The following is a 21,746-nucleotide window of genomic DNA, read 5'->3' on the forward strand; positions in this document are numbered from 1 at the left end:
ATCCTGATCTTTTGATACAGATGGACTTCGATAAAATGGTACAAGTTTTTGTTAATTTAATAAACAATGCCATTCAAGCTATGGATAAAAATGGTGATATTACGATTCGATTGTTAAAAGTTGAGAATAAAGCGGTTGTTGAGGTTAGTGATATGGGTGTAGGTATAGAAGAGGCAGAGCTGAAAAAAATCTTTAGTCCATTCTATACGACGAAATCTGATGGAACGGGGCTAGGGCTTTCCCTTTGTCAGAAAATCATTCAGGATCATGGGGCAACCATTGAGGCGACTAGTATTCTGAATCAAGGAACTTCATTTACCATTTGTTTTACTTTGGATAGTGTATATCACCATAATATGTAAAAATAAGTTTGTGAAGAAATCTATTTAAAGCAATAGTACACAGGTTTTTCGCAGTGAATGACAAGTGCCTGCAAGCTGTCTGAGCAATTGCTTTTTTCATTAAAATCGAATTGACAGCATTGCAGGAAAATGGGATTCATTAGCATGGCAGTCAGCTCCTTTATAAGCATATTGTAACCGCATTTTGTACACCTATACATTTCCTTCCTTATGTACCGCTTCATCAAAAATGGGGAGCATGGGCAAACTTCATACATAAACATCTTTTTCGGAGCAGCAGTATGAAGGAGGAATTTGGTATGTCCTGTACACCTGGTAGTAATCAGGAGCAAAGTGGGAGAGATTTAAAGTGGTGGCAGCTGTCACTTATTGGGGTAGGCTGTACGATTGGGACCGGTTTTTTCCTAGGTTCGAGCGTAGGGATTAAAATTGGTGGTCCATCCATTATTATTGCATTTATTTTAGCTGGTCTCGGTACGTATATCGTATTTGAGGCGCTTGCAAAAATGACTGTTCAAGATCCGCAAAAAGGTTCTTTCCGGACATATGCAAGAAAAGCCTTTGGTCATTGGGCTGGCTTTAGCAATGGTTGGGTATATTGGTCCTCTGAGCTGTTGATTATGGGGAGTCAGCTTACAGCCCTTGGCATTTTTTCACGGTATTGGTTTCCGAAGATACCTCTTTGGATGTTTGCGGCTGGGTATGGTGTGTTAGGGCTGCTGGTGATTTTTATTGGCATGAAGGCGTTTGAGCGTTTGGAGAATATTTTTGCAGTCTTGAAGGTAATTGCGATACTTGGCTTTATCGTTATTGCGGTATTAGCTATTTTCGGTATTATTCATGGTGGAGAAGAGTATAAACCAAATGTTCCAAATAATATGACGGAGCTTTTTCCACTCGGGATGAAAGGGCTGTGGTCTTCCTTTATTTATGCGTTCTATGCTTTTGGCGGCATTGAAGTGATGGGTTTAATGTCCATGCAGCTAAAGGAGCAAAAGGATGCGCCGAAGTCTGGGAAAGTAATGCTTCTAATTTTGACGGTTATTTATGTGATATCGATGGGATTGGCATTAACAATGGTGTCGTGGAAGGAATTTAATACAAAAGAAAGTCCATTTGTTATCGCGCTGCATGATTACCATTTGCCGTATATTCCGTTTATTTTCAACTCGGTTTTAATTGCGGCCGGTTTTTCAACAATGGTTGCATCGCTTTTTGCGGTTACTAATGTGATGATGAACCTCGCGGAGGACGGGGATGCACCTGCTGTATTTGCGAAGAAAGGGAAGCGCGGGATTTCTTTTCCATCATTGGCACTCACAACTGGAGGGCTTGTCGCTTCCATTGTTGTTGCGCTGTTATTGCCGAAAGAGATTTATGAATATTTGACAACAGCAGCAGGTTTAATGCTTTTGTATACGTGGTTTTTGATTCTCCTTTCCTGCAGGCGGTTAGTGGATCAGAGCGGATTGGATAAGGTGAAAAATTTGATTGGCTTGCTGCTCATTTTAATTGCGATTAGCGGCACGCTTTGGAAACCAGAGACGAGACCAGGTTTTTTGGTGAGCCTTTTATTTCTTGTGATCATTGCGTTAGCTACTTTAAAAATGCGTTCGATTTGGAAGAAAAAAGGGGAGAAAGCTTCTCCCGAGTCAAAGCGTATGTAATTTTTTATTGGAAAAGCAGTATATATGCTTGAACTCCAAAGTATACTCCAAAGCCGATGAGGGAAAGACCTGATACAATCGAGATAAAGGAAAGAAGAGCAGTTGTTAAAAATCTTCGAAAGCTGCTGGCGATGGCGGCCATCGTTAAATCCCATAGTAAGATACCAATGATCATGGCGCAGCTATACAGCATAAGTTCATTGGTGCTATAGGAGGCAGCGGTTTTAGCAAGGATAGAGCCGTATATACCGAGCCAAAAGAGAATGGTTAACGGGTTAGACACTGACATAAAAAAGCCGGATATAAATGACTTAAAAACAGATTCATTAGCTTTTTTTTGGCTTGTTGTAAGTTTGCCAGCATTGAGAACACTTTCTATACCCGTATAGGTTAGAACAAAGCAACCGAATAGCCATAGGAACGTTTTCATAAAGGATGTATTTAAAAAATGAGCGACTCCTAGATAAACTAGCATCATATATAAAACATCTGCAAGCAAGGCTCCTACACCAAGAAGCCAGGCATGCAAAAAGCCGCTTTTAATTCCTTTATCTAATTGTGCTGCATTAATGGGACCGATTGGTGCCGACAGCGATAATCCTAAGAGGACATAACTAATTAATACACTCATATACGCAACACTCCCTATGTTCTCATTCGTTCTTGCTTATTTCTATGCTCGTACACATTGTATTCAGCAAGCTGCATTTGTACAACCTATAAAAGCATTTTTCGTTCTATGCTATACAATCGATAACTCATAAAAAAAGAAAGCCGCTATTTGGAGGCTTTCTTTTTTACACTTTAAGAAAATATAAATTTCCAGCTAGAAGCAAACTCGGCGTAGTAGGGAATTTTAGAAAAAAAGTGTAAGTGCAACTACGCCTCTATCTTTGCCCGAAAGCAGGACTCGCCAATCGACGGGTTTTCTTTACACTGTAGGAAAGCATAAATTTCCAGCTAGAAGTAAATTCGACGTAGTCGGAAATTTTAGGAATACAGTGTAAGTGCAACTACGCCTCTGTCTTCGCCCAAGGGCAAGGCTCGCCAGTCGGCGAGTTTTCTTTATAATCATGAATAAGATTTTCGATGAAGTGTTCTACTTTCACTGGTTTTTGCAGATCTACCTTGTTTTCATAGGAACGATAAGAGAACAGACTTTGACTAAGCGAGCGGATTTCTATTGCTAAAATTCGTTCTCCATTTACTGCTTTCTTCTCCGCTTGAGATGTAACCTTCGTTTCCATGTAGAGGCTCATATTTTCTACATTCAGGCGATAGGTGCGATATGTAATATATAGGAGAGTTTGTTCTAACATAACGGAATTAGGATGTGTCTGGATCATCTCAGCCATATCAGCTACTTTGACTGTATGCATTTTTAATATGTTTTCTAACTTTTCCTTGATTATTTGTGTCGTTTGTCCGACTGTAGCTCTCAGTTTTGTGTAGAACGAGTGCATGGTGCGTTCCATATAACTCCTCCCTGCTGTAAGCTTAAGCTCCTCGTTAGTATGCTACGGGAAAGAGAGGACTATCTCAGCGATGACTTTTTGTTTAAAAACTATATATAAAAATAAAAGGATTCATATAAATGCAGCGTTTAATTTTTCATTGTTTAGGAAAATTAATAAAGAACCGTTATATTAAGAAGAAGGGTGAGATAATTATGAGCAAGAACAGAGCAAGCGATAGCAATGACAGCATCCAGCAGCAAATCAATAAAAAACAGAATGAAAAAGATATGGAGAAAGCGCCTGGCTTTGGAGATAAGAAGTTAGAAGGACCAAATAAACCGTCTGTGTAAAAGATAGTGGAGAGCAATGAGTGTTCGTAAGCACTTATTACTCTCCTTGAAGTTGACGAAATTGTCTACGCCAAAAACTCCTTTCAGTGAGAAAGGAGTTTTGTTTCAATATAAGTATGTAGCATCCCGCTCTGCCGTAGCTCTAGTGTTTCAAAACCTGCTCTCGCAGGTGGGTGTCCGCATTTTTGCTTTCAAAGTCCCGGATCGAGCGGGCATGTTGTTGGCAAAAAGTTATTGAACTCCCGTAAAATCATTATAGGTTTGAAACATCAGGGAGCATACGCACATCGCAGGTATGTAAGCCTGTGTATACGGCAATTTATTTTGTTCGTCTTGATATAGATAATATACCGCTTTATTTATGAGGTATCAATAGTTAATTATTTCCAAATTATCCATTATCCCTAACTGATATGGAAGCCGTGCTGTTGAAGTGTAATAGCGATTCGTTCTTCTGATACCTTTGTTTCGTCGAATTGGATTTTAACTTCTCCATCTTCTACATCAATTAAGGCACGTTCAATACCGTCCATTTCTGTTAGCATTGCTTCTAGTGTTTGAACGGGACCAGCAGAGATTGCTTCTTTCACAAAAAACGTTGTTTCCGCCATTTCTCTCATCCTTTCCGATTTTTTCACACAGGGAATAGTATACCCAGCCATTTCTTGTTTCATTTCGCTATGTACGAGAAGAGCTGAAATGGGATTATAGAGAGTTTTATGATTGTAACGGAATAGATGTAAATATCACGGTTAGGATCGAAAAAGAGCATGGGAAGAGGATGCTCTTACTTTTTTGAGTGAGACAGAAAGTATGATCCGGTGTTGTGTAAGAGTTGCTGTATGTATACCAGTTAGCGCGCACAGACATATAAGGAACCATTTGCTACTAAATCGAGATGCCACCACCATTGTTCGAGCGGCTTTTGTACGTCCCGCCCTTGTATACACGGAGAGGAGGCTTGATGAAGCAGCAGTGAATCATACACGAACACCTCTTCTTTTTCTGCCTCTGTCAATTTATTATAGGCATGGAAAATACGTGTACGCAGCTGCTGCATAAGCGGGAGAATGTCAGGGCGTACAGACAGAACAAATACAAAATAGCCATACTGCTTCGTCAAAGCACTCATATTCAATACCTCTTTCTTAATACTTGGATAGGAACACTGTAGCAAAGAAAAGGGGATGACACAAAAGTAGAAAAGGGGGGAATATAGGAAGAAAAACGAAGGAGTCAGAAGGTGAATGGCTGAAATGTAGCAGGGGATATTTATGTTTATAGAAGTTAATATTCTTTTTTTCTGTTCCACTACATCTGAATTCATCTTCTATAATCGTCTTTCTCCTATTCTGTCTCCAGAGTGAAATCCGGTGTTACTTGAACATCTGTTTCAAGATGCTGTGTGCTTCCAAAGAATGTCCAGCTTTTTGAGGATAAAAACTCATTAAATGCTTGAAGAAACACAGCGTGATCAACAGCACCAGATTCATCATTTGCTATGATCATTCCTCGAAGCTCCACACTAGCTTGGCTTGATTTCATCATAATCCCGCTCCTTTTGGTTGTAGTATGGCTCGTGTAGGAGCTTTTATGTATGAATCTATAATTATTTTTAAAACTTCAATCACCAAAACTAAATTAAGACAATTAAAACAACATGTACATCTATTTATGATATTTTAATTTCATTTACCGTATTAATATAGAAAAAAGGTATATATCACCTTCAAAAAAGTGAATAGATAACTACGTTTTATCCGATTTATGCAAGTACTGCTCTGGCATACCGTAGTATACAACACGACTGAAGTCGGGATAGACAGATTCGAAATAAATATAAATAGGAGCAGTAAGCAAGGAAGGGAAATACGTATACAATTGCTTGTCTCCATTGACGATTGCCTTTAAAGCCGTAGTCATTTCCTTTTGAAATATATAAAAACGCTTGCCTGCAGTTTTTTCATCAAATTCTCCACCGCTGATATATACTTTTCCAAATAAAACAAGCTTTTCATGTTTGTTTGTCCATTGGGCGACGAGCTCATCTCTGAGATGTTGATCAATGGCATAGGTATCATAGATATATCCGATACTCAAAAATAGCTTTTCAGTCACATCTGAATGGGTTAATGTATATTTGCGATCTATAACAGGCTCATACAGATTTGCGGGAGGAAGGAATGTCACAAACAATTTTGTTGGATCAAAATTTGACAAGTTAAACAATCCTTTCTTTTCACATTCATTACAATAGTATATGTAAACAGAGGATGTATGTGATGAGATGTAAGAGTTCAATGAACTACAACATTTATGATGAGTATGGGATGATTTTCAAAAAGTACCAATATTAAATACTTGAATAGTCAGAATATTTTGAGTAAACTATAAAAAAGACAAGGAGTTGATTTCATATGAAACAGTTTTATCTCAATGCACCACAGCAGCTTGAACCATACGCTATCGATTCTTTACTTGCTGAATTGCTGTTAGAACAAGCAATTCGTAATTTTAGAAAAGAGCAGATTCATAAAGAAATCGACCAGTCATTACGAAATAGAGATAAAGCAGCATTTATGCGCTTAACTGAGGAATTGAAACATATATATTAATATAGAAGAAACAACTTGGCATGAAACAAGCTGGCAACGTGAGGGGATAAGAGGAATAGGTGTTGTTTACGGTTTTAGCGGCGTTGGTCTAATATTTGAGCATAAAGATGACGTGTATAGCTGTTCTATCTTTGAAGGCTCCAGCTATTCCTTTGCCAATCGATTAATTGAAGTAAACCCTTTTCCCTCGTGTAGGGGAGAGGGTTTTTTGGTACATAAAATTTTCGAACTTAAGCAAGCTATTACATGTAGGAGGTGTTTAGAATGGAGCCGAATCAGCCTGGAAATAAGGAAATGCCGGACTTTAAAGAATTAGAGGACCGCGTGATTGCGGAGCCTGCACATTCTCCATCTCTTGTCATCCAGACAAAGCTAGATCCGAAAAATGTGAAGGAAGATAACCCTTATTATCGGAATGAAGAGAAAACGGATGATAGGAAGTTTCAGGAGTATTTTGAAGGAAAATGACGGTGTGAATCCGTCGTTTTTTTTCTGTCTGTTTGTCGTCCGTTTTAGAAAAGGGTTTGTTTTATTTTTGAAAAAAATCGGACAAAATATGAATGCTATAAAGACAATAGTTATTTACAGAGAAAGAGGAAGCATATGCCCCATTGGATAGAAACGATTTTACGTACAATTGCTATTTTTATATTACTAATGGTGATAACCAATTTACAAGGAAAACAACTAAGCGCTCATACATTATACTACAACCTTGCGCTATGGATAACACTTGGCTCGATTGCGGGAAATGCTGCGTTTAATACAAATTTAGCTTTTTTCCCGATGGTTATCTCTGTGATGACAATTTGTTTGCTGGCTTATGTATTTTCTGTTGTTTCGCTTAAGAATAGAAGGCTTAGAAAATGGATATCTGGTTATCCGACTATGATTATTGAAAAGGGATTGCTTTTAGATGAGAATATGAAAAAAATGAAATATTCTTTAGATGATTTAAATGAGGGATTGCGACAAAAGGATATATTTAATATTGAAGAGGTGGAATATGCTTTATTGGAAAGCAATGGTGCGCTCTCTGTCTTAAAAAAAGAGCAGTATCGCCCCCTAACAAAGCAGGATGTATCTCTTCATACCTCTCAAGGGGCAGATATGCCTATTGAATTCATAATGGATGGAGAAATTGTACACAAAAATTTAAATTATCCATATACAATGGATTGGCTATTAGCAGAACTTAAAAAAAGAAACACAACTGTTGAAGATACTTACTATGTTGTAAAGGGCACGAACGGCAAGCTGTACATAGATTTATACAAGGACGGTACGGCTTCATTCGGCAATAGTGAGTAAGAGTACATATCATTGGAGGAGAAGCTATGGATTTTCCTATTGTTCATACAAATTTTTGGGATGCTGTACTTGCCGTGCCTGTTGTACTTGTACTGACGCAGATTGCAAAAGTAGTCTGTCCGATTCCGCGTCATTATGTTCCGATGCTCGCAGTTTTATTAGGATTGATAATTTCTATCTTTTATAGCCATCGCGGAAATCTTTGGGCAGGCGTTTTCATGGGGTATTTTTATGGTTATGCCGCAATCGGGAATTATTCATCTTTACGAACTGCTGTTAGACATTTGCGGAATGATAAAGAAAACTAGTCGTTAGGCGAAGACAGAGGTGTTGTTACATTTACACTTTTGTTCCTAAAACTTCCTGCTATATCAAATTCGTTTCTAGCTGAAAATTTCTATCTTCTTAAAGTGTGAAAAAACAAGACATCTCTTTTAGGACAACAATTATTCAACCGCGCAGCGGCTATTTGCACGGTTGAATAAGATGACAATGTTTTAAATTGTATATACAGACTTAAAGACCTACACATGCACATATCGATGAAATGACTTTAGGATATCCATGGTGATACGTTGGGAACTATCTTTTTTATATAAATTAGCTAAAGCAGTCCGCATCTGTTTCAACCGATTTGTTTGTTGTAGCAAGAGTAATGTTTCTTTTACAACGGCTCCTTTATCACGCAGAACAATAGAAGCCCCTCTTCCATTGAAGAAAGATGAATTTTCCTGTTCCTGTCCGGGCACTGGCTTGTACAATACGGTTGGCAACTTTTTGGCGATCGCTTCAGATAATGTAATGCCGCCTGGTTTCGTAATCATTACGTCAGCTAATTCGTATAGCTCGTGAATATGTTCTACATATTGGAAAAGCTTTAGCCTATCCCCATATATCGGTACTAGACTGGTTAGCTGCTGATAGAGACGCTTGTTTCGTCCGCAAACAACGAGTAATTGAACCGTAGAATCTTGAAGCAGCCGCTCTGTAATCCACCTTATATGCTTGACTACCCCTTGTGCACCTGCTACAACAAGTACCTTTTTGTATGCTGCTTGTAATCCATATTTATCAAGCATATAGTTAAGGTTGCGGGCAGTCTCAAATTCCTTGCGAATTGGAATGCCGCTGACATATACTTTCTCTGGTGAAATGCCGTTTACAACAAGTTTCTCTTTCACTTCGTCTGTAGCAACATAATAGCGGTCGATTTCTTCGTGAATCCATGTGCGATGGAGACAATAATCGGTCACAATTGTATAAAGCTGAAATGGGTATTTTTTTTTCTTACGTAGCTCAGGAACTGTACCAACAGGAAAAGTTGTAATGACAATATCGGGCTGCTTTGCGTTTAAAATGTCCTCTAGCTGTTTCTCTCCGAGCCGTACATACCATTTCGTGGCTTTTGTTCCATACCTTTGGTCCATGAAATAAAAAAATTGCTTATAAAGCGAAGGGGCTATTGTGAATGCTTGTTTATATAAAAATTTAGCTACTTCGTTCCAATATGGATACGCATGTGCATATAAGTCGTAAATCTGAACAGTGCCAATACCGAATTTCTCAAATGTATGCTTGATTACATTTGAGACCTGGTTATGGCCGTTCCCAAAACTTGCGGTAATAACTAATATTTTAGGTTCCTTCATCCCAAATTTGTATCCTTTCTGAAATTCATATTTCAAATGTTTAGGCTCAGTCGAAGCAATGTTCTTCAATGTGATTCGAAGTATATAATAAAAACCTTTATGAATGATGAAAATAATATGAGAATTTTTTCATATATCGGGGGATAGGAGCTGTTTCAACGATTAGAAGATGAGAAACTTTTCATGGGTTTTTCATTTCGATTCAACTTGCTGCACGTACAATAAAGCTAAAAGGAATTTGTGTAAAAAGATGTTTCGTCTCTTATTTTGGACAAGATGTCTTTTTTGAGAGCTGTACCTTTTTGTTATAATAAAGAATGCTATTACTTTTGTTAGATAGGGAGCAAAAATGGAACATATTTTGATTATTGAAGATGAAGAAAGATTAGCTGAATTTTTGGAACTCGAATTAAGATATGAAGGGTATGAGGTGCAGATTGCACATGATGGGCGTAAAGGCTTAGATATAGCAATTCAGCAGGATTACGACATTATCTTGCTAGACTTGATGCTGCCTGGATTAAATGGAATCGAAGTCTGTCGGCGTTTGCGGACCGTGAAGGATACACCTGTTATTATGCTGACTGCCCGCGATAGTGTGATGGATCGTGTAACAGGTTTAGATAGCGGTGCGGATGATTACTTACCAAAACCATTTGCCATTGAAGAGCTGCTAGCCCGTATGCGTGTTATTTTACGAAGAGAACAAAGACGCAATGATAGGAAAAAGCTTGTTCTCACTTTTAAAAATCTGGAATTAGATGTGGAGTCCCGTGTCTTGAAGCAGGATGAACAAATGATTGAGCTCACTAATAAAGAATTTGAACTGCTTGCTATGTTTATGAAAAATGTGAATCGGGTACTAACAAGAGATGTCTTATTAGAACAAATATGGGGATATGATTGTGCTGTTGAAACAAATGTGGTGGATGTATATGTTCGCTACTTACGTAATAAACTTAGCGATTCCGACAAAGAGACATATATTCAGACAGTCCGTGGCGTAGGGTATGTGATGAGATGATAAGGATACAAAAGGCTCTGCGGAATTTACCGATTAGATGGAAGCTGACTTTATGGTCGACTTTTCTAATTTTTATTTTGTTTGCGAGTTCTAATTTGCTGCAATATGTTGTGATTAACCGTTGGACAATGGGTTACGAAAAGCAGCAGCTAGATTTGTACATGACAGAGGTACGCACTTACCTAACAGATCCGAAAACCGCATTTTCCGTGAACAACGTAGCTGATAGTCAAGAGTTTCTAGCTAGTGTAAATGTAAAGCATCAGCTCATTCGCATTTTGGACGCGCACGGTCGTGTTTTGGCTTCAGTTTCTCGCGATATCCCAGAGAATTGGATGAAGCCAAAGTCTGTCTCTTCCGTCGAGTATGTAACAAAGCGGCACTGGGAGAACCAAATATTGATTGCGCGTGCTCCCGTAGCCACACAATCTTTTACAGGAACCATTGAAATCATTCGTAATACAGAAATCTTCGATAAATTTATTGACACTGTTTTTTTAGTAATGCTTGTTGCCGGTGTTGGTGGATTGATTCTTAGCTTCTTAGGCGGTACGATTATCGCAAAGCAATTGCTTACGAAGGTGCAGATTATTACCGATACGATGCATCGAATTCGTCAAAACGGCCTCATGGAACGCGTGCCGGTTTCAAAAAATAATGATGAACTAGCTAAGCTCGGGATATTATTTAATGAACTGATGGATGATATGGAGCAATCTTTTATGCAGCAGAAGCAATTTGTAGAAGATGCATCACATGAACTTCGAACGCCGCTAGCCATTATTCAAGGGCATTTATCTATGTTGAACCGCTGGGGGAAAAATGACTCTATCGTACTAGAGAAATCTCTTCAGGCTAGCTTAAAGGAAGTAGAGCGGCTCAACGGATTAGTAGCCGAATTGTTGGAGCTATCTCGTGCTGAATCAGATCAAACGAAAGTAGCTATTGAGCCAGCCAGCGTAGATGAAACTATAGAACGCGCGGCAAAGAATTTTCAAGTATTGCATCCAACCGTATCTTTTTCTAAGCAGCTGAAAGCCGAGGGTACAACTATCCACATGTCTGCCAGACATCTGGAACAGGTTATTGTTATTTTATTAGATAATGCAGTCAAATACTCGAGAGCAGGGCAGCAACTGGTTAGAATTGAAAGTCTTTTAAAAGAAGGAAATGTTCACATTCGCGTATCAGATAAAGGAATCGGTATTCCTGTAGCAGATTTACCCTTTGTATTGAATCGATTTTATCGAGTGGATAAAGCAAGAACGAGGAAGCAGGGAGGAAACGGTCTCGGCTTAGCGATTGCGAAAAGACTGGTGAATAAGTATGGAGGGCATATAGCACTCGATAGCGTAGAAGGAGAAGGAACGACGGTGTCGTTATCGTTCCCTATTTTGTAAAGCATCGAGGAGTGAGCGCTTGTTTGATGTGTTTTGTAAAAGAAGATGGTATTTGACTTGCACTTTAAGAAAGTATAAATTTCTAGCTAGAAGACAATTGAGAAAAAGATAAGAAAGCTCTCATTTGTTATATTATGAATTACAGCAGCATCTGCATATTGCATAGAGAGAGTTCAAAAAAAGGATAGATGCAGCATCCTGCGCTGCATCTATCCTTTTTTTGATTATTGCTTTATATCATTCAGTTTTATGCTGCTAATCTAAACGCTAGTGGATTAATGTAAAAATAACATGGGATCCACTGCATTAGATTTGTCGATGTTCCAGTCACCTTCATGAATTTCAAAGTGTAAATGCTGTCCTTGTGACGCTCCGGTGTTCCCCATAACACCAATTTGCTGTCCTTGCTGTACAACTTGTCCTTGTTCAACAGAGCGGCTGCGCATGTGAGCATAAACGGTCGTATATGTTTTTCCATCCTTTTGATGAGAAATAAAGACTACATTTCCATAGCTGTTTGAATAGTACGAGCGGATCACTGTTCCTGCTGCTGCGGCTACGATAGGAACTGCTCCAGAAGAAGCGATATCAACTCCTTTATGATTTTCATTTCCTCTCATGCCGAAGCCAGATGTAAATGCACCAGCTGCTGGCTTGATAAAGGTCGTCGAATCTGTTAGGAGCGGTTCTTGATTTGTCATTTCTGTCGGTGTTTCATTTAGTTTTTGCTCTAAAGCTGCTATGGCAGCAGTTTTCTCTGCTTGGTTTTTTTCTAATTCTTGCTGTTTTTCTTTGATGGAGGCCGCATATGTCTGCAATGCAACTTCCTTAGCTTCTAAGCTGTTTTTTTCTTGTTCCAATTGTTTCTGATCTAATTGCTGTTCATTGAGCATGTTTTCATCAGATTGGAAAATTAGGCTAAGTGAATATATGCTATCTAGTAAATCAGTCATACTGTTTGTTTGTACTAATGCATCCGTTACAAGTTGTTCTTGTGGTTGAGATTGTAGCGCTAGCAATCTTTCTTTTAGTATTTCTTTTCTTTGCTGGGTTTTTATTTCGAGTGTTTCAATTGACTGCTTTTTTAAAATAATTGATTCTGCGGTCTCTTGAGTTTGCTGCTCTGTAGCCGCTAACTCTGCTTGTGTGTTTGTAATCTCCTGATCGAGTTGCTGTAACTGTTGTTTTAGTTGTTCCAGCTGCTGTTGTTCAGGTGCATCTGTGTGCTCATTTGATATATGTTGAAAGGGGTCTCCGTCTTCTGTTGCTGTTTCGGCATATGCGGGAAGCGCAGCAGACCCCATTATCATGCTTATCAATAATACCATTCGTATTGCTTTTGTTCTCCTCATTTTGATAATCCTCCCCTGTATTCTCCACATAAATTTATAGCATGGCTGGGAAGGAACTCAGTCGATTGTAATAAAAATGTAAATGATCTTTAAAAAAGAAAAGGTATTTTGTCGTTATGTTTACAAATTTGTTGCAAGTTGAGGAATATAGAAATAATACTTGTCAAGTAAATTTCACCTTCCTAAAGTGCAATGAGAAAAAGGCTGTCCCCTATTTGTGTAGGAGGCAGCCGTTCTGTGAAATGCTCTTGTCTTAAGAAATGACTGAGAACGCTGCGGCGTTTATTTCAACAGTTGCTGCAATAGATCGAGATTTTCTTTAGATCCCGTTACTAATAATATATCTTTATGGTGTAATTTTGTATCCCCACGAGGAACGAGCGAATTCTTTCCTCGCATGATTTGCAGAATAAGTACATCTTCTACTGGTGGTAAATTTCGAATAGCAATTCCATCGTACTTATGTTTTGTTAATCGAATTTCCCGAATTGTATCATGGGATTTTTCGATGAGTCGCAGCAAGCTTGGGTTGTCAATTAACGCCTTGAGCAGAAACCGTGTAGAATTTAAAGTAGAAAATACATTAATGTGCTCATAGGTTGCTCTGCTTTGTAATGCTGGATCTTCTATTTTTGTAATAATATGCTCTAAGCCAAGATATTTGGCATGTAGTGCGAGTTCCAAATTTTGAGGATCTTCATCTGTCGCAAAAACAAGGTAGTCAGATGTAAACACCCCAGCCTGTGTTAGAGTAGAGATCGAAAAATCTTTTACAGAAAGCAATGGCAAAGCTGCCTCTTCTTCATTTTCCTTGAACATATGCTTGAAGTGCATAGTATTGTATAATGTAACATCGTATCTTTCATGAAGTAAGTCCAGTGATAGAGGAAGAGTAACACGATTCACCCCTACAATTGCTACTTTTTTACGATCAACCTCAACCTTTGGGAATACTTTCTTAAATAAAATCGGTCCGATAATACATGTGATGATGGCACTTAAAACGAACGCAGCAGAAAGGCTGGCCTCAATGATTCCAAGCCTTTCGCCAATTTGAGCAGCGGCAATGACAAGAGATAGGGTAGAGGTCAGCAGAATAGATGAACCAATTACGATATTCCACGAATACCACCTCCGCAGTATCAGTGATGGTACGAGCTTGGAAAGGAATAGTGCAGCTAGTAAAAGCGGGATAATTAGAATACTGGATGGATTTTTAACAATTGACCATAGCTCTAGGTTTATGCCAACCATCACAAAAAAAATAGGGATAAACAGGCCATAACCGATCGATTCGAGCTTTTCAGTAATTTCGGGATTGGGAGATAGAAGTGAAACAAGTACACCGGCCAAAAAAGCTCCTAAAATATTTTCAGCGCCTATGCGCTCTGACAGCCCAACGAGAATGAGAATGAGCGCAAACACAGCTCGTGTATCAATTTGTATGCTGCCTCTTCGAAGATGTTCCATGAAGTGCAGCTTCCGGAGCCAACGTGCTATTACATATAGAATAACTCCAGCGGCAAATAATAAAAGTAAAAGCCACATATTTTGTCCATCAGTTGAGTGCAGACCAACAAACACAGCAAGTAAAATCATAGTAACAAGGTCTGCAATAACGGCAGTTAATAAAATAGTCTGGCCGATGCTTGTTTTACTAACGTTGCCATCCTTTAAAACTGGCACAACTACTCCTAATGAAACAGTGGATATAATAAGTGTCATAAAAAAGGAGTTAGAAACAAATCCAAACTGTACGAATGTGAGCGATAAAAGGTAAGACAACCCGAATATCAATAGAAAGACAAAGCTGGCAGTACGAAAAGCATGTGGTTCTTTTGCGGACTTTGTATTTTGGCGAAATAAGGAAAAATCGATTTCTAAGCCGCTTAAGAACATGAGAAAGATAAATCCAAGTGAAGAAAGAACCTCAAGCCATATTTCTGTCTGAACAATATTTAAACCGCTTTTCCCAACGATAATTCCTGCCAATATCTCAGCGACGACAACAGGAAAGCTCCCCAGCCGAAAACGCTGCAGCAGGACTGGAATTAAAAAAGCAAGTGCAACTACAATCGTAAGTGATAATAATGAAGATTGATGCTCCACGGCTGCCCCCTCCTCATATCGGATCAAAAATCATTAAAGATTAAGAAGTCGTTAGCTGGACACTAGTAACAGTTTTTGTATCGTTAATAAGATAGAATATGAGCCCCTTTTTGAATACATATATATTCAAGTATCGACAAAAGCATTCGAACTCCCTCATTAAGATTATTGCCAAGCGATCGTTGTTAAGAACCAATAGTCCAAGGTTTTAATAAGTATGACCAAAATTCAATGTGAAAGGAAATGTAGTTAACCGATAGGTCGTAGGTTCGAATCCCTTTTTCTCTGCCATACATATTTGTAAAACTTGTACGTGAAGAATATATAAGAAACTTTCAAAAAATATAAAATAATTAAGAGAGAAACCGTTGACAAGACGTAAATGGAAGAATATAATTCAAATTGAAAACGATTCCGGAATGATAGAGTGTTCGGGTATTTATTTTTTGGCCAAAAAAGGAACCGGTTCCTTTTTTGTGAATGGACAAAAAGCTTTTCTGTATAAGAAAGCGATTCCCTGATTGACACAAATAAATAGCGACATTGTTGTAAGCTGCTAGCAGGATGGACTATTTGAACTAGTAAAGTATGAGTACTAGAGTTTCCAGTTTTGGAATCGGTTCAAAGTGAGTGTGGATAAGAAAGCGTTATCAGTTTAATCAAAATTACTTATATATAGGGGGAATTAAGATGTTTAAGAATTTATTTAAGAGTAAGAAGGTCGAAAAGGACACTGCTATTTTAGCGCCATTAGAAGGTGCACTGCTTCCGATAGATGCAGTTCCAGATCCTGTATTTTCTCAAAAAATGATGGGAGATGGCTTTGCGGTAAATCCAACAAACGGAACAGTTGTATCACCTATAGATGGAGAAGTGGTTAGTGTATTTCCTACGAAGCACGCGGTAAGCCTGCAGGATGTTAATGGGAGGGAAGTCCTAATTCATGTGGGACTGGAAACTGTTACCCTAAAAGGTGAAGGATTTACTGTGTTTGTAAAGGATGGACAAGCTGTCAAAAAAGGACAGAAGTTATTGGAAGTTGACTTTGCATCGATAAAAGATAAAGTGCCTTCTATCATTACACCAGTAGTGTTTACAAATTTGAAAGAAAATGAAAAGGTAGTTATAGAGGGACAAGAAATAAAAGTTATCTAATATACGCTAATGATTGGAAGAGCAATCAAGAAAAAGGAGATGGAACGAATGATGCCATCTCCTTTTTCCTTAGTCTCCGATGAGTTGAAACAGTGCATGGGGCAAACATAGCTTCCAAAGAAGAAGGGATGTTTTTATCATCAGGCCGATGCTTTTTGCACTCCTTTAACTTCCCTTTTGTTTTTGAAAATCAAATGTTGAATTCCTTTTTGTAGAGGTTACGTAGTTGCTGCTAGCAGCTCCCATCCCAAAAATAAAGAGAAGAATGGCTGCAGCAACCAAGATAAGTAAAGGAATAGTCCAATTGTGAGTCAGGTCATGTACAAATCCAAAAAGAATTGGCCCGGCTGCTGCTAGTAAGTAACCAACAGATTGAGCCATGCCTGATAATTCAGCTGCTTCATGTGCGTTACGAGTACGCAAGGTAAAAAACATAGTAGCTAAGCCAAAGCCTGACCCGGTGCCAATGCCAAGCAGTATAACATATAAGGGCACGAAGGCAGTTGCCCCACTAAGAAGTCCAATGTAGCCGAGAAGCAAGACAGCTACAATGAAACCAACGAGGCCGCGTTGACTTGAACTGCGGCTTGCTATGATCGGCACAATAAAGGTAGGCGGAAGGCTTGCAAGCTGCGCTAAAGACAGGAGCCATCCTGCTGCGGATTGGCTAACTCCCTGTTGGTGAAGAATAGCAGGAAGCCAAGTAACAACAGAATAGAAGACAACAGACTGTAATCCCATGAACATAGTTACGTTCCATGCTAGTTTGGAATGCCATAAAGATTCTTTTGTATGAACGGAACTGCTGCGGGGCTTATGGGTTCGCAATTGCGGGATCCAGACCGCAATGGATATGAGAGACAGCAGTATCCAACAAGCAAGAGAAATACGCCAACCAAAACCTAACCCTTGAGCAAGAGGAATGCTGATTCCGGATGCGATCGCTGCCCACATATTCATGGAAGCTGAGTATACACCTGTCATAAGTCCAACCTTATACGGAAATTCCTGTTTGATTAAACTTGGTAAAAGTACATTACATATGGCGATTGCAATACCAATCAAAGCTGTACCGATAAACAATGTACCCGTCACTGGTACAGAACGGAGGATAATCCCTACTGCGAGCAAAAGCAAGGCACCAAATAGTGTATACCCCATCCCTATATTGCGGGCAAGTTTAGGCGCAAGCGGTGAAAAAAAAGCAAATGCAAGCAACGGCAAAGTTGTCAGCATTCCTGCTAATGTATTGGACATCCCTGTATCCGACTGAATGAATTCCAAGATAGGTCCTACACCTGTAAGAGGAGATCTCAGATTAGCGGCAGCACAGATTATTCCTATAATAAGTATCCAGGTTCTTAAACGGGAAGAAGAGTGTGCTTTAGCCACAGTATGTTTTGAATGCATATGATTACTCTCCTTGACTTTCATGTTGTAGAGTAACATGAGATGTTTGAATAGCTGCTTTTAATGGCTTAGGCTTAGAATTTACAAGAGTGATACTGGCAACAATCAAAATAAGCCCTATGAGCAGGGAAATGGTGAATGCTTCATTAAAAAAGATGATACTTGCTAATAAGGAAATGAATGGAATGAAAAATGTGTACGATGCTACTTTACTTGCATCTCCTGAGTTGACGAGTTTGAAAAAAACTAACCAACCTGCCGCAATGACGAAGACCGAAATAAAAAGTAAATCCCAAATAAATGCCGCGTCCCAAATAATATTGGACCAGCTCTCAAATTTGGAGCCAACTCCTATCATGAAAAGGCCGCCGATGATAAGCTGAAGCGTAGTGAGCCAGATGGAATCTACAGCATGGCCTGCTTTTTTCACAAATACCGTTCCAATGGCCCAACTAAAAGCACAGCCTAGAGCGAGAACAATGCCTAGAACTGAGATATGACCAGATAATCCCTTGGCACCTACAGTTGCGACACCAGCAAATCCAAGGAATAAACCAAGAATTTTTAATCTGAACATGGATTCCCCAAGCCATGCCCAAGAAAAAATTCCGAGCAGCACAGGCTGGAGGAATACAATAATTGAAAACAGTCCAGCAGGCAGATAGCCTAATCCTACAGTTTGAAGCCCGTAAAATAAAATGATATTAAATGCAGAAGAAACCAGATATATATGCCATCTTTCTTTTAAACGCATCTGTTTATACCTTGGTATTGCAACAATTAATAATAGAAGTCCCCCTATTAATGTTCGTATACCTGCGAATAGCAGGGGCGGTGTATAGGAGAGAGCGAACTTGGATAAAGGCCAATTTACTCCCCAAACCAAAACTAAAAACACGATAAGCAAAGCGGTTCGTGTTCGGGAAAGCTGTTCCATCAGATATCACTCCTTGTTATATCTTGCTGCACTATGATAAGCTATTTGTTAGGATAAATAAAATGAATGTTTTTTATAAGGAGCATAAGTATTTAGTTATGACCATTACGCAGCTTCAAGTATTTGTAAAAACGGTTGAGATGGGGAGCTTTACAAAAGCAGGACAAGCACTTAATATGACACAACCAGCTGTTAGTCATGCAATACTCAGCATTGAATCTGAGTTAGGCGTCACACTTTTTATTCGTGATCGCCGTAAGGGATTAATTCTTACTGATGTAGGAAAACGTATCATTGTTCACATTCGGGAGATTTTAATAGGGATCGAAAAGATTGAACAAGAGGTAGCTGTTGAAAAAGGTCTCGAAGTAGGAACAATCCGCATCGGCAGTTTTCCGAGCGCCTCTGCTCATTTTCTGCCAAAAATCATCCGTGTCTTTCGGGAGAAATATCCTAAATTAGAGCTTGTTTTGCATGAAGGTACACTTGAGGAAGTGAATGAATGGTTATTGACCCGGGTGATAGATGTCGGGATTATCATCCTTCCAAGCGAAGAAATGGATACTCTTTCACTCGCTAAGGATAAGATGGTTGTTGTCCTGCGAGATGATCATCCGTTGTATATAAAGCCATCCATTAGTATAAAGGATTTAGAAAATGAGCCATTAATTGTATTTAAAGGGGGATATGAATCTCCAATTATCGATATGTTTCATCAGGCTAAAGCAAGGCTTCGAAAGGAATTTACTGTCTCGAATGTAAGCACAGCACTAAACATGGTACAAGAAGGATTAGGGCTGACGATCTTAGCTGAAATGTCGTTCTCAACTCTTCCGCCCAATGTTAAGGTCAGGAATCTAAATCCGCAGGTTTGGAGGGAAATTGCTTTGGCGGTTCCTTCATTAAAGGAAACTTCGTTTGCTGTACAGGTATTTATTCAAATGGTACGCGAAGTATTTCATTGAAAAAAGTTCACGGATAACGTGAACTTTTTTCAATGTCGGAAATTTTAGGAGAAGAAACGGATTACTTGCAGGCTGGCGTTAGTGATCTTAAAGAAGTTTGTTGAAAATAGCATGCTCTCATAATAGGTGGGATGATAAAAAGTTTATAATTTTTTATCATTTTTAAAAATTAACTATTGAAAAAGCGTTTTCATAGACTTATAATCTAACTAAACCGTTTTACTAAATCGGTTTATCAAAAGGAAGGAGGGTGTAACTTGAAACAAGTTATAGTTCCATTAAATGCTTACAAAGCAGAAAGAATGACAGAGCTAGAACAGGAGGAGCTGATTTCCGCTATTGCGAAAGCAGGTGCAGATGGAGTAGAAATTCGTCGTGAGCTATTGCCGCTCGAGACACTTTCTTTTTCTAAGTTAGGAAGGCATATTCGCTTCCAAAACTTATTTTCCATCTATTCTGCACCAATTGAATTGTGGAAGGAGGCTGGACAGTTTAATCATCACCTTGTAACGCTGGCATTGCATGAAGCAAAGGAACTCGGTGCAAATATGATTAAATTTCCACTGGGGCATTTTCAAAGTGGAATCTCTTGTCTGCAGGAGTTAAGCGAGGCATGGGAAGAAGAATATGCTGCATGCGTGCTGCTTGTGGAAAATGACCAGACAGAGCATGGCGGGAATATGAAACGCTTGAAAGCCTTTTTTGAAAACGCTGCTGCTTCTCATGTACCTGTAAAAATGACATTTGATGTTGGAAATTGGGCGTACACAGGGGAAGACGTATACGAAGCATTAGAACAATTACGTCCTTACACAGTGTATGTGCATTTGAAGCACGTGGAGAAAAAGGACGGATCATTCATAACGTTGCCTTTGCCATTTGATATGGATGCAGCGTGGAGAACAGTCTTAGCTCAGTTTCCTAACAACGTTTTGACAGCGTTGGAATTTCCGCTTGCATCTGGGGAGATGACGAAGTGCTATGTAAATACGATAAAAGAACAAGAGAGTAAGGTGAAGCAATATGACAAAGCTTGATGTAGTAACATTTGGCGAAGCAATGGCAATGTTTATTGCTAATGAAGTAGGGTCATTGCATAATGTGCAGCAGTATACTAGGTCACTGGCTGGAGCTGAGACGAATACAGCAATTGGATTTTCCAGATTAGGGCTGCAAGCTGGCTGGGTTAGTAAGGTAGGGGATGACGCTTTTGGAAAATACATCGCGCAAGCTTTGCAGAAGGAATGTGTTAATATTGAACAAGTTTTAGTTGATTCCCGCTTCCCAACTGGTTTTCAGCTAAAATCAAAGGTAACAGCGGGAGACCCGGAGGTACAGTATTTTAGAAAGGGCTCCGCAGCGAGTTACTTAAGTGTTGATGATTTTAATGAAGAGTATTTCTTGTCAGCAAGACATTTGCATATGTCAGGTATTCCGTTAGCGATTTCGGCCCACACGAGGGAATTTGCCAATCATGCACTTCGTTTTATGAAGAAGGCAGGAAAAACGGTTTCCTTTGATCCGAATTTGCGACCGTCTTTATGGAATTCAAAAGAAGAGATGATTCAGGTTACGAACGAAATTGCTTTCCAAAGCGATTATGTGCTTCCAGGCATTGCGGAGGGAAGGATTTTAACAGGACATGAGAAGCCAGAAGATATTGCGGCATTTTATTTGGAGCAGGGGATAAAGCTGGTCGTGATTAAGCTTGGTGAGAAGGGAGCATTTTATCAAACAGCGCAGAAAAAAGGTATGGTAGCTGGTTATAAAGTAGAGCATGTTATTGATACAGTCGGTGCCGGTGATGGCTTTGCTGTAGGAGTTGTTAGCGCTTTATTGGAAGGGCTTTCGGCAGAGGAATCTGTTGTGCGCGGGAACGCGATTGGCGCACTTGCAGTTCAGTCGGCGGGGGACAGTGACGGTTATCCGAATCGGGAGAGATTAGAGGGATTTATAAACCAAATTTTAACAGGGGTGAGATAA

At 39.2% G+C, this 21,746-nt stretch carries 24 protein-coding genes and 1 other RNA gene; 13 read left to right on the top strand and 12 right to left on the bottom strand.

The annotated features are described in order from the left end of the window. Positions 1-35 precede the first annotated feature (35 nt). Both AAHB12_RS05345 and AAHB12_RS05350 read left to right on the top strand, forming a co-directional pair. Positions 36-362 carry a sensor histidine kinase gene (locus tag AAHB12_RS05345; RefSeq protein ID WP_342044567.1) on the top strand — a complete coding sequence of 109 codons (327 nt, stop codon included), beginning with the start codon at positions 36-38 and terminating at the stop codon, positions 360-362. Between the two features lie 299 nt (positions 363-661). Then, on the top strand, positions 662-2,029 hold the full coding sequence (locus AAHB12_RS05350) for an amino acid permease (RefSeq protein ID WP_342044568.1): 1,368 nt from the start codon (positions 662-664) through the stop codon (positions 2,027-2,029). Between the two features lie 4 nt (positions 2,030-2,033). Here AAHB12_RS05350 and AAHB12_RS05355 read toward each other — a convergent pair whose 3' ends face one another. After that, positions 2,034-2,660, bottom strand: coding sequence for a LysE family transporter (locus AAHB12_RS05355; protein WP_342044569.1), 627 nt, complete (start codon positions 2,658-2,660; stop codon positions 2,034-2,036). A gap of 382 nt (positions 2,661-3,042) precedes the next feature. Then, entirely contained in the window at positions 3,043-3,504 is a 462-nt protein-coding gene (locus AAHB12_RS05360) for a hypothetical protein (protein WP_342044570.1), read from the bottom strand. Between the two features lie 194 nt (positions 3,505-3,698). Here AAHB12_RS05360 and AAHB12_RS05365 point away from each other — a divergent pair, with 194 nt between their 5' ends. Next, positions 3,699-3,836, top strand: a complete 138-nt coding sequence (locus AAHB12_RS05365) for a hypothetical protein (RefSeq protein WP_165350646.1) — start codon at positions 3,699-3,701, stop codon at positions 3,834-3,836. 120 nt (positions 3,837-3,956) lie between these two features. On the opposite strand, the gene ssrS is transcribed toward AAHB12_RS05365, so the two are convergent. The 5 genes from ssrS to AAHB12_RS05390 all read right to left on the bottom strand — a co-directional run bounded on the left by ssrS (position 3,957) and on the right by AAHB12_RS05390 (position 6,056). After that, positions 3,957-4,135: non-coding RNA, 6S RNA (ssrS, locus tag AAHB12_RS05370), on the bottom strand. Positions 4,136-4,240: 105 nt separating this feature from the next. Then, positions 4,241-4,447 carry a heavy-metal-associated domain-containing protein gene (locus AAHB12_RS05375; RefSeq protein WP_129726103.1) on the bottom strand — a complete coding sequence of 69 codons (207 nt, stop codon included), beginning with the start codon at positions 4,445-4,447 and terminating at the stop codon, positions 4,241-4,243. A gap of 242 nt (positions 4,448-4,689) precedes the next feature. Continuing rightward, positions 4,690-4,968, bottom strand: coding sequence for a hypothetical protein (locus tag AAHB12_RS05380; protein ID WP_129726104.1), 279 nt, complete (start codon positions 4,966-4,968; stop codon positions 4,690-4,692). A 215-nt stretch (positions 4,969-5,183) separates the two neighbouring features. Continuing rightward, the gene (locus AAHB12_RS05385) at positions 5,184-5,384 is read right to left on the bottom strand and encodes a hypothetical protein (RefSeq protein ID WP_342044571.1); all 201 of its coding nucleotides are present in this window, start codon (positions 5,382-5,384) and stop codon (positions 5,184-5,186) included. 201 nt (positions 5,385-5,585) lie between these two features. Further along, the gene (locus tag AAHB12_RS05390; protein WP_342044572.1) at positions 5,586-6,056 is read right to left on the bottom strand and encodes a staygreen family protein; all 471 of its coding nucleotides are present in this window, start codon (positions 6,054-6,056) and stop codon (positions 5,586-5,588) included. 197 nt (positions 6,057-6,253) lie between these two features. Between AAHB12_RS05390 and AAHB12_RS05395 the strand changes: the two genes are divergently transcribed. The 4 genes from AAHB12_RS05395 (at position 6,254) to AAHB12_RS05410 (ending at position 8,070) form a co-directional block, all read left to right on the top strand. Then, complete coding sequence (locus AAHB12_RS05395) at positions 6,254-6,451, top strand: IDEAL domain-containing protein (protein WP_342044573.1); 198 nt, start codon at positions 6,254-6,256, stop codon at positions 6,449-6,451. A gap of 264 nt (positions 6,452-6,715) precedes the next feature. After that, on the top strand, positions 6,716-6,919 hold the full coding sequence (locus tag AAHB12_RS05400) for a hypothetical protein (RefSeq protein ID WP_129726108.1): 204 nt from the start codon (positions 6,716-6,718) through the stop codon (positions 6,917-6,919). A 135-nt stretch (positions 6,920-7,054) separates the two neighbouring features. Next, positions 7,055-7,762: a DUF421 domain-containing protein gene (locus tag AAHB12_RS05405; RefSeq protein WP_342044574.1), complete on the top strand. Its 708-nt coding sequence runs from the start codon at positions 7,055-7,057 to the stop codon at positions 7,760-7,762. Positions 7,763-7,788: 26 nt separating this feature from the next. After that, the gene (locus tag AAHB12_RS05410; RefSeq protein WP_129726110.1) at positions 7,789-8,070 is read left to right on the top strand and encodes a hypothetical protein; all 282 of its coding nucleotides are present in this window, start codon (positions 7,789-7,791) and stop codon (positions 8,068-8,070) included. Positions 8,071-8,286: 216 nt separating this feature from the next. Here AAHB12_RS05410 and AAHB12_RS05415 read toward each other — a convergent pair whose 3' ends face one another. Continuing rightward, a complete protein-coding gene (locus AAHB12_RS05415) occupies positions 8,287-9,411 on the bottom strand; it encodes an MGDG synthase family glycosyltransferase (RefSeq protein ID WP_342044575.1) in 1,125 nt (374 codons plus the stop codon). A 349-nt stretch (positions 9,412-9,760) separates the two neighbouring features. Here AAHB12_RS05415 and AAHB12_RS05420 point away from each other — a divergent pair, with 349 nt between their 5' ends. Continuing rightward, on the top strand, positions 9,761-10,435 hold the full coding sequence (locus AAHB12_RS05420; RefSeq protein WP_129726112.1) for a response regulator transcription factor: 675 nt from the start codon (positions 9,761-9,763) through the stop codon (positions 10,433-10,435). Beyond that, positions 10,432-11,835 (top strand): HAMP domain-containing sensor histidine kinase, encoded by a 1,404-nt coding sequence (locus AAHB12_RS05425; protein ID WP_342044576.1) that lies wholly within the window; start codon positions 10,432-10,434, stop codon positions 11,833-11,835. The genes AAHB12_RS05420 and AAHB12_RS05425 overlap by 4 nt, the downstream gene beginning before the upstream one ends. A gap of 275 nt (positions 11,836-12,110) precedes the next feature. Here AAHB12_RS05425 and AAHB12_RS05430 read toward each other — a convergent pair whose 3' ends face one another. Both AAHB12_RS05430 and AAHB12_RS05435 read right to left on the bottom strand, forming a co-directional pair. Continuing rightward, positions 12,111-13,187, bottom strand: a complete 1,077-nt coding sequence (locus tag AAHB12_RS05430; RefSeq protein WP_342044577.1) for a murein hydrolase activator EnvC family protein — start codon at positions 13,185-13,187, stop codon at positions 12,111-12,113. A 282-nt stretch (positions 13,188-13,469) separates the two neighbouring features. Continuing rightward, positions 13,470-15,296 carry a cation:proton antiporter domain-containing protein gene (locus tag AAHB12_RS05435; RefSeq protein ID WP_342044578.1) on the bottom strand — a complete coding sequence of 609 codons (1,827 nt, stop codon included), beginning with the start codon at positions 15,294-15,296 and terminating at the stop codon, positions 13,470-13,472. Positions 15,297-15,986: 690 nt separating this feature from the next. Between AAHB12_RS05435 and AAHB12_RS05440 the strand changes: the two genes are divergently transcribed. After that, positions 15,987-16,451 (top strand): PTS sugar transporter subunit IIA, encoded by a 465-nt coding sequence (locus AAHB12_RS05440; protein WP_129726116.1) that lies wholly within the window; start codon positions 15,987-15,989, stop codon positions 16,449-16,451. 165 nt (positions 16,452-16,616) lie between these two features. Here AAHB12_RS05440 and AAHB12_RS05445 read toward each other — a convergent pair whose 3' ends face one another. Together AAHB12_RS05445 and AAHB12_RS05450 are read right to left on the bottom strand one after the other, a co-directional pair. Beyond that, positions 16,617-17,885: a CynX/NimT family MFS transporter gene (locus tag AAHB12_RS05445; RefSeq protein ID WP_342044579.1), complete on the bottom strand. Its 1,269-nt coding sequence runs from the start codon at positions 17,883-17,885 to the stop codon at positions 16,617-16,619. Further along, complete coding sequence (locus tag AAHB12_RS05450; protein ID WP_342044580.1) at positions 17,866-18,798, bottom strand: DMT family transporter; 933 nt, start codon at positions 18,796-18,798, stop codon at positions 17,866-17,868. The genes AAHB12_RS05445 and AAHB12_RS05450 overlap by 20 nt, the downstream gene beginning before the upstream one ends. A 98-nt stretch (positions 18,799-18,896) precedes the next feature. Between AAHB12_RS05450 and AAHB12_RS05455 the strand changes: the two genes are divergently transcribed. The 3 genes from AAHB12_RS05455 (at position 18,897) to AAHB12_RS05465 (ending at position 21,746) form a co-directional block, all read left to right on the top strand. Then, entirely contained in the window at positions 18,897-19,763 is an 867-nt protein-coding gene (locus tag AAHB12_RS05455; RefSeq protein ID WP_342044626.1) for a LysR family transcriptional regulator, read from the top strand. A 257-nt stretch (positions 19,764-20,020) separates the two neighbouring features. Further along, positions 20,021-20,800 carry a sugar phosphate isomerase/epimerase family protein gene (locus AAHB12_RS05460; RefSeq protein WP_129726119.1) on the top strand — a complete coding sequence of 260 codons (780 nt, stop codon included), beginning with the start codon at positions 20,021-20,023 and terminating at the stop codon, positions 20,798-20,800. Then, a complete protein-coding gene (locus AAHB12_RS05465; RefSeq protein ID WP_342044581.1) occupies positions 20,787-21,746 on the top strand; it encodes a sugar kinase in 960 nt (319 codons plus the stop codon). Before AAHB12_RS05460 ends, AAHB12_RS05465 begins: the two co-directional genes overlap by 14 nt.

This window comes from Bacillus sp. OTU530 (assembly GCF_038440375.1).

Bases quoted from the DNA above. Each gene is read 5' to 3' on its own strand.
- AAHB12_RS05355 (WP_342044569.1), bottom strand. From the start codon at position 2,660: ATGAGTGTATTAATTAGTTATGTCCTCTTAGGATTATCGCTGTCGGCA.
- AAHB12_RS05350 (WP_342044568.1), top strand. From the start codon at position 662: ATGTCCTGTACACCTGGTAGTAATCAGGAGCAAAGTGGGAGAGATTTA.
- AAHB12_RS05380 (WP_129726104.1), bottom strand. From the start codon at position 4,968: ATGAGTGCTTTGACGAAGCAGTATGGCTATTTTGTATTTGTTCTGTCT.
- AAHB12_RS05445 (WP_342044579.1), bottom strand. From the start codon at position 17,885: ATGAAAGTCAAGGAGAGTAATCATATGCATTCAAAACATACTGTGGCT.
- AAHB12_RS05450 (WP_342044580.1), bottom strand. From the start codon at position 18,798: ATGGAACAGCTTTCCCGAACACGAACCGCTTTGCTTATCGTGTTTTTA.
- AAHB12_RS05405 (WP_342044574.1), top strand. From the start codon at position 7,055: ATGCCCCATTGGATAGAAACGATTTTACGTACAATTGCTATTTTTATA.
- AAHB12_RS05440 (WP_129726116.1), top strand. From the start codon at position 15,987: ATGTTTAAGAATTTATTTAAGAGTAAGAAGGTCGAAAAGGACACTGCT.
- AAHB12_RS05365 (WP_165350646.1), top strand. From the start codon at position 3,699: ATGAGCAAGAACAGAGCAAGCGATAGCAATGACAGCATCCAGCAGCAA.
- AAHB12_RS05465 (WP_342044581.1), top strand. From the start codon at position 20,787: ATGACAAAGCTTGATGTAGTAACATTTGGCGAAGCAATGGCAATGTTT.
- AAHB12_RS05415 (WP_342044575.1), bottom strand. From the start codon at position 9,411: ATGAAGGAACCTAAAATATTAGTTATTACCGCAAGTTTTGGGAACGGC.
- AAHB12_RS05400 (WP_129726108.1), top strand. From the start codon at position 6,716: ATGGAGCCGAATCAGCCTGGAAATAAGGAAATGCCGGACTTTAAAGAA.
- AAHB12_RS05420 (WP_129726112.1), top strand. From the start codon at position 9,761: ATGGAACATATTTTGATTATTGAAGATGAAGAAAGATTAGCTGAATTT.
- AAHB12_RS05385 (WP_342044571.1), bottom strand. From the start codon at position 5,384: ATGATGAAATCAAGCCAAGCTAGTGTGGAGCTTCGAGGAATGATCATA.
- AAHB12_RS05395 (WP_342044573.1), top strand. From the start codon at position 6,254: ATGAAACAGTTTTATCTCAATGCACCACAGCAGCTTGAACCATACGCT.
- AAHB12_RS05410 (WP_129726110.1), top strand. From the start codon at position 7,789: ATGGATTTTCCTATTGTTCATACAAATTTTTGGGATGCTGTACTTGCC.
- AAHB12_RS05455 (WP_342044626.1), top strand. From the start codon at position 18,897: ATGACCATTACGCAGCTTCAAGTATTTGTAAAAACGGTTGAGATGGGG.
- AAHB12_RS05360 (WP_342044570.1), bottom strand. From the start codon at position 3,504: ATGGAACGCACCATGCACTCGTTCTACACAAAACTGAGAGCTACAGTC.
- AAHB12_RS05375 (WP_129726103.1), bottom strand. From the start codon at position 4,447: ATGGCGGAAACAACGTTTTTTGTGAAAGAAGCAATCTCTGCTGGTCCC.
- AAHB12_RS05345 (WP_342044567.1), top strand. From the start codon at position 36: ATGGTACAAGTTTTTGTTAATTTAATAAACAATGCCATTCAAGCTATG.
- AAHB12_RS05425 (WP_342044576.1), top strand. From the start codon at position 10,432: ATGATAAGGATACAAAAGGCTCTGCGGAATTTACCGATTAGATGGAAG.
- AAHB12_RS05430 (WP_342044577.1), bottom strand. From the start codon at position 13,187: ATGAGGAGAACAAAAGCAATACGAATGGTATTATTGATAAGCATGATA.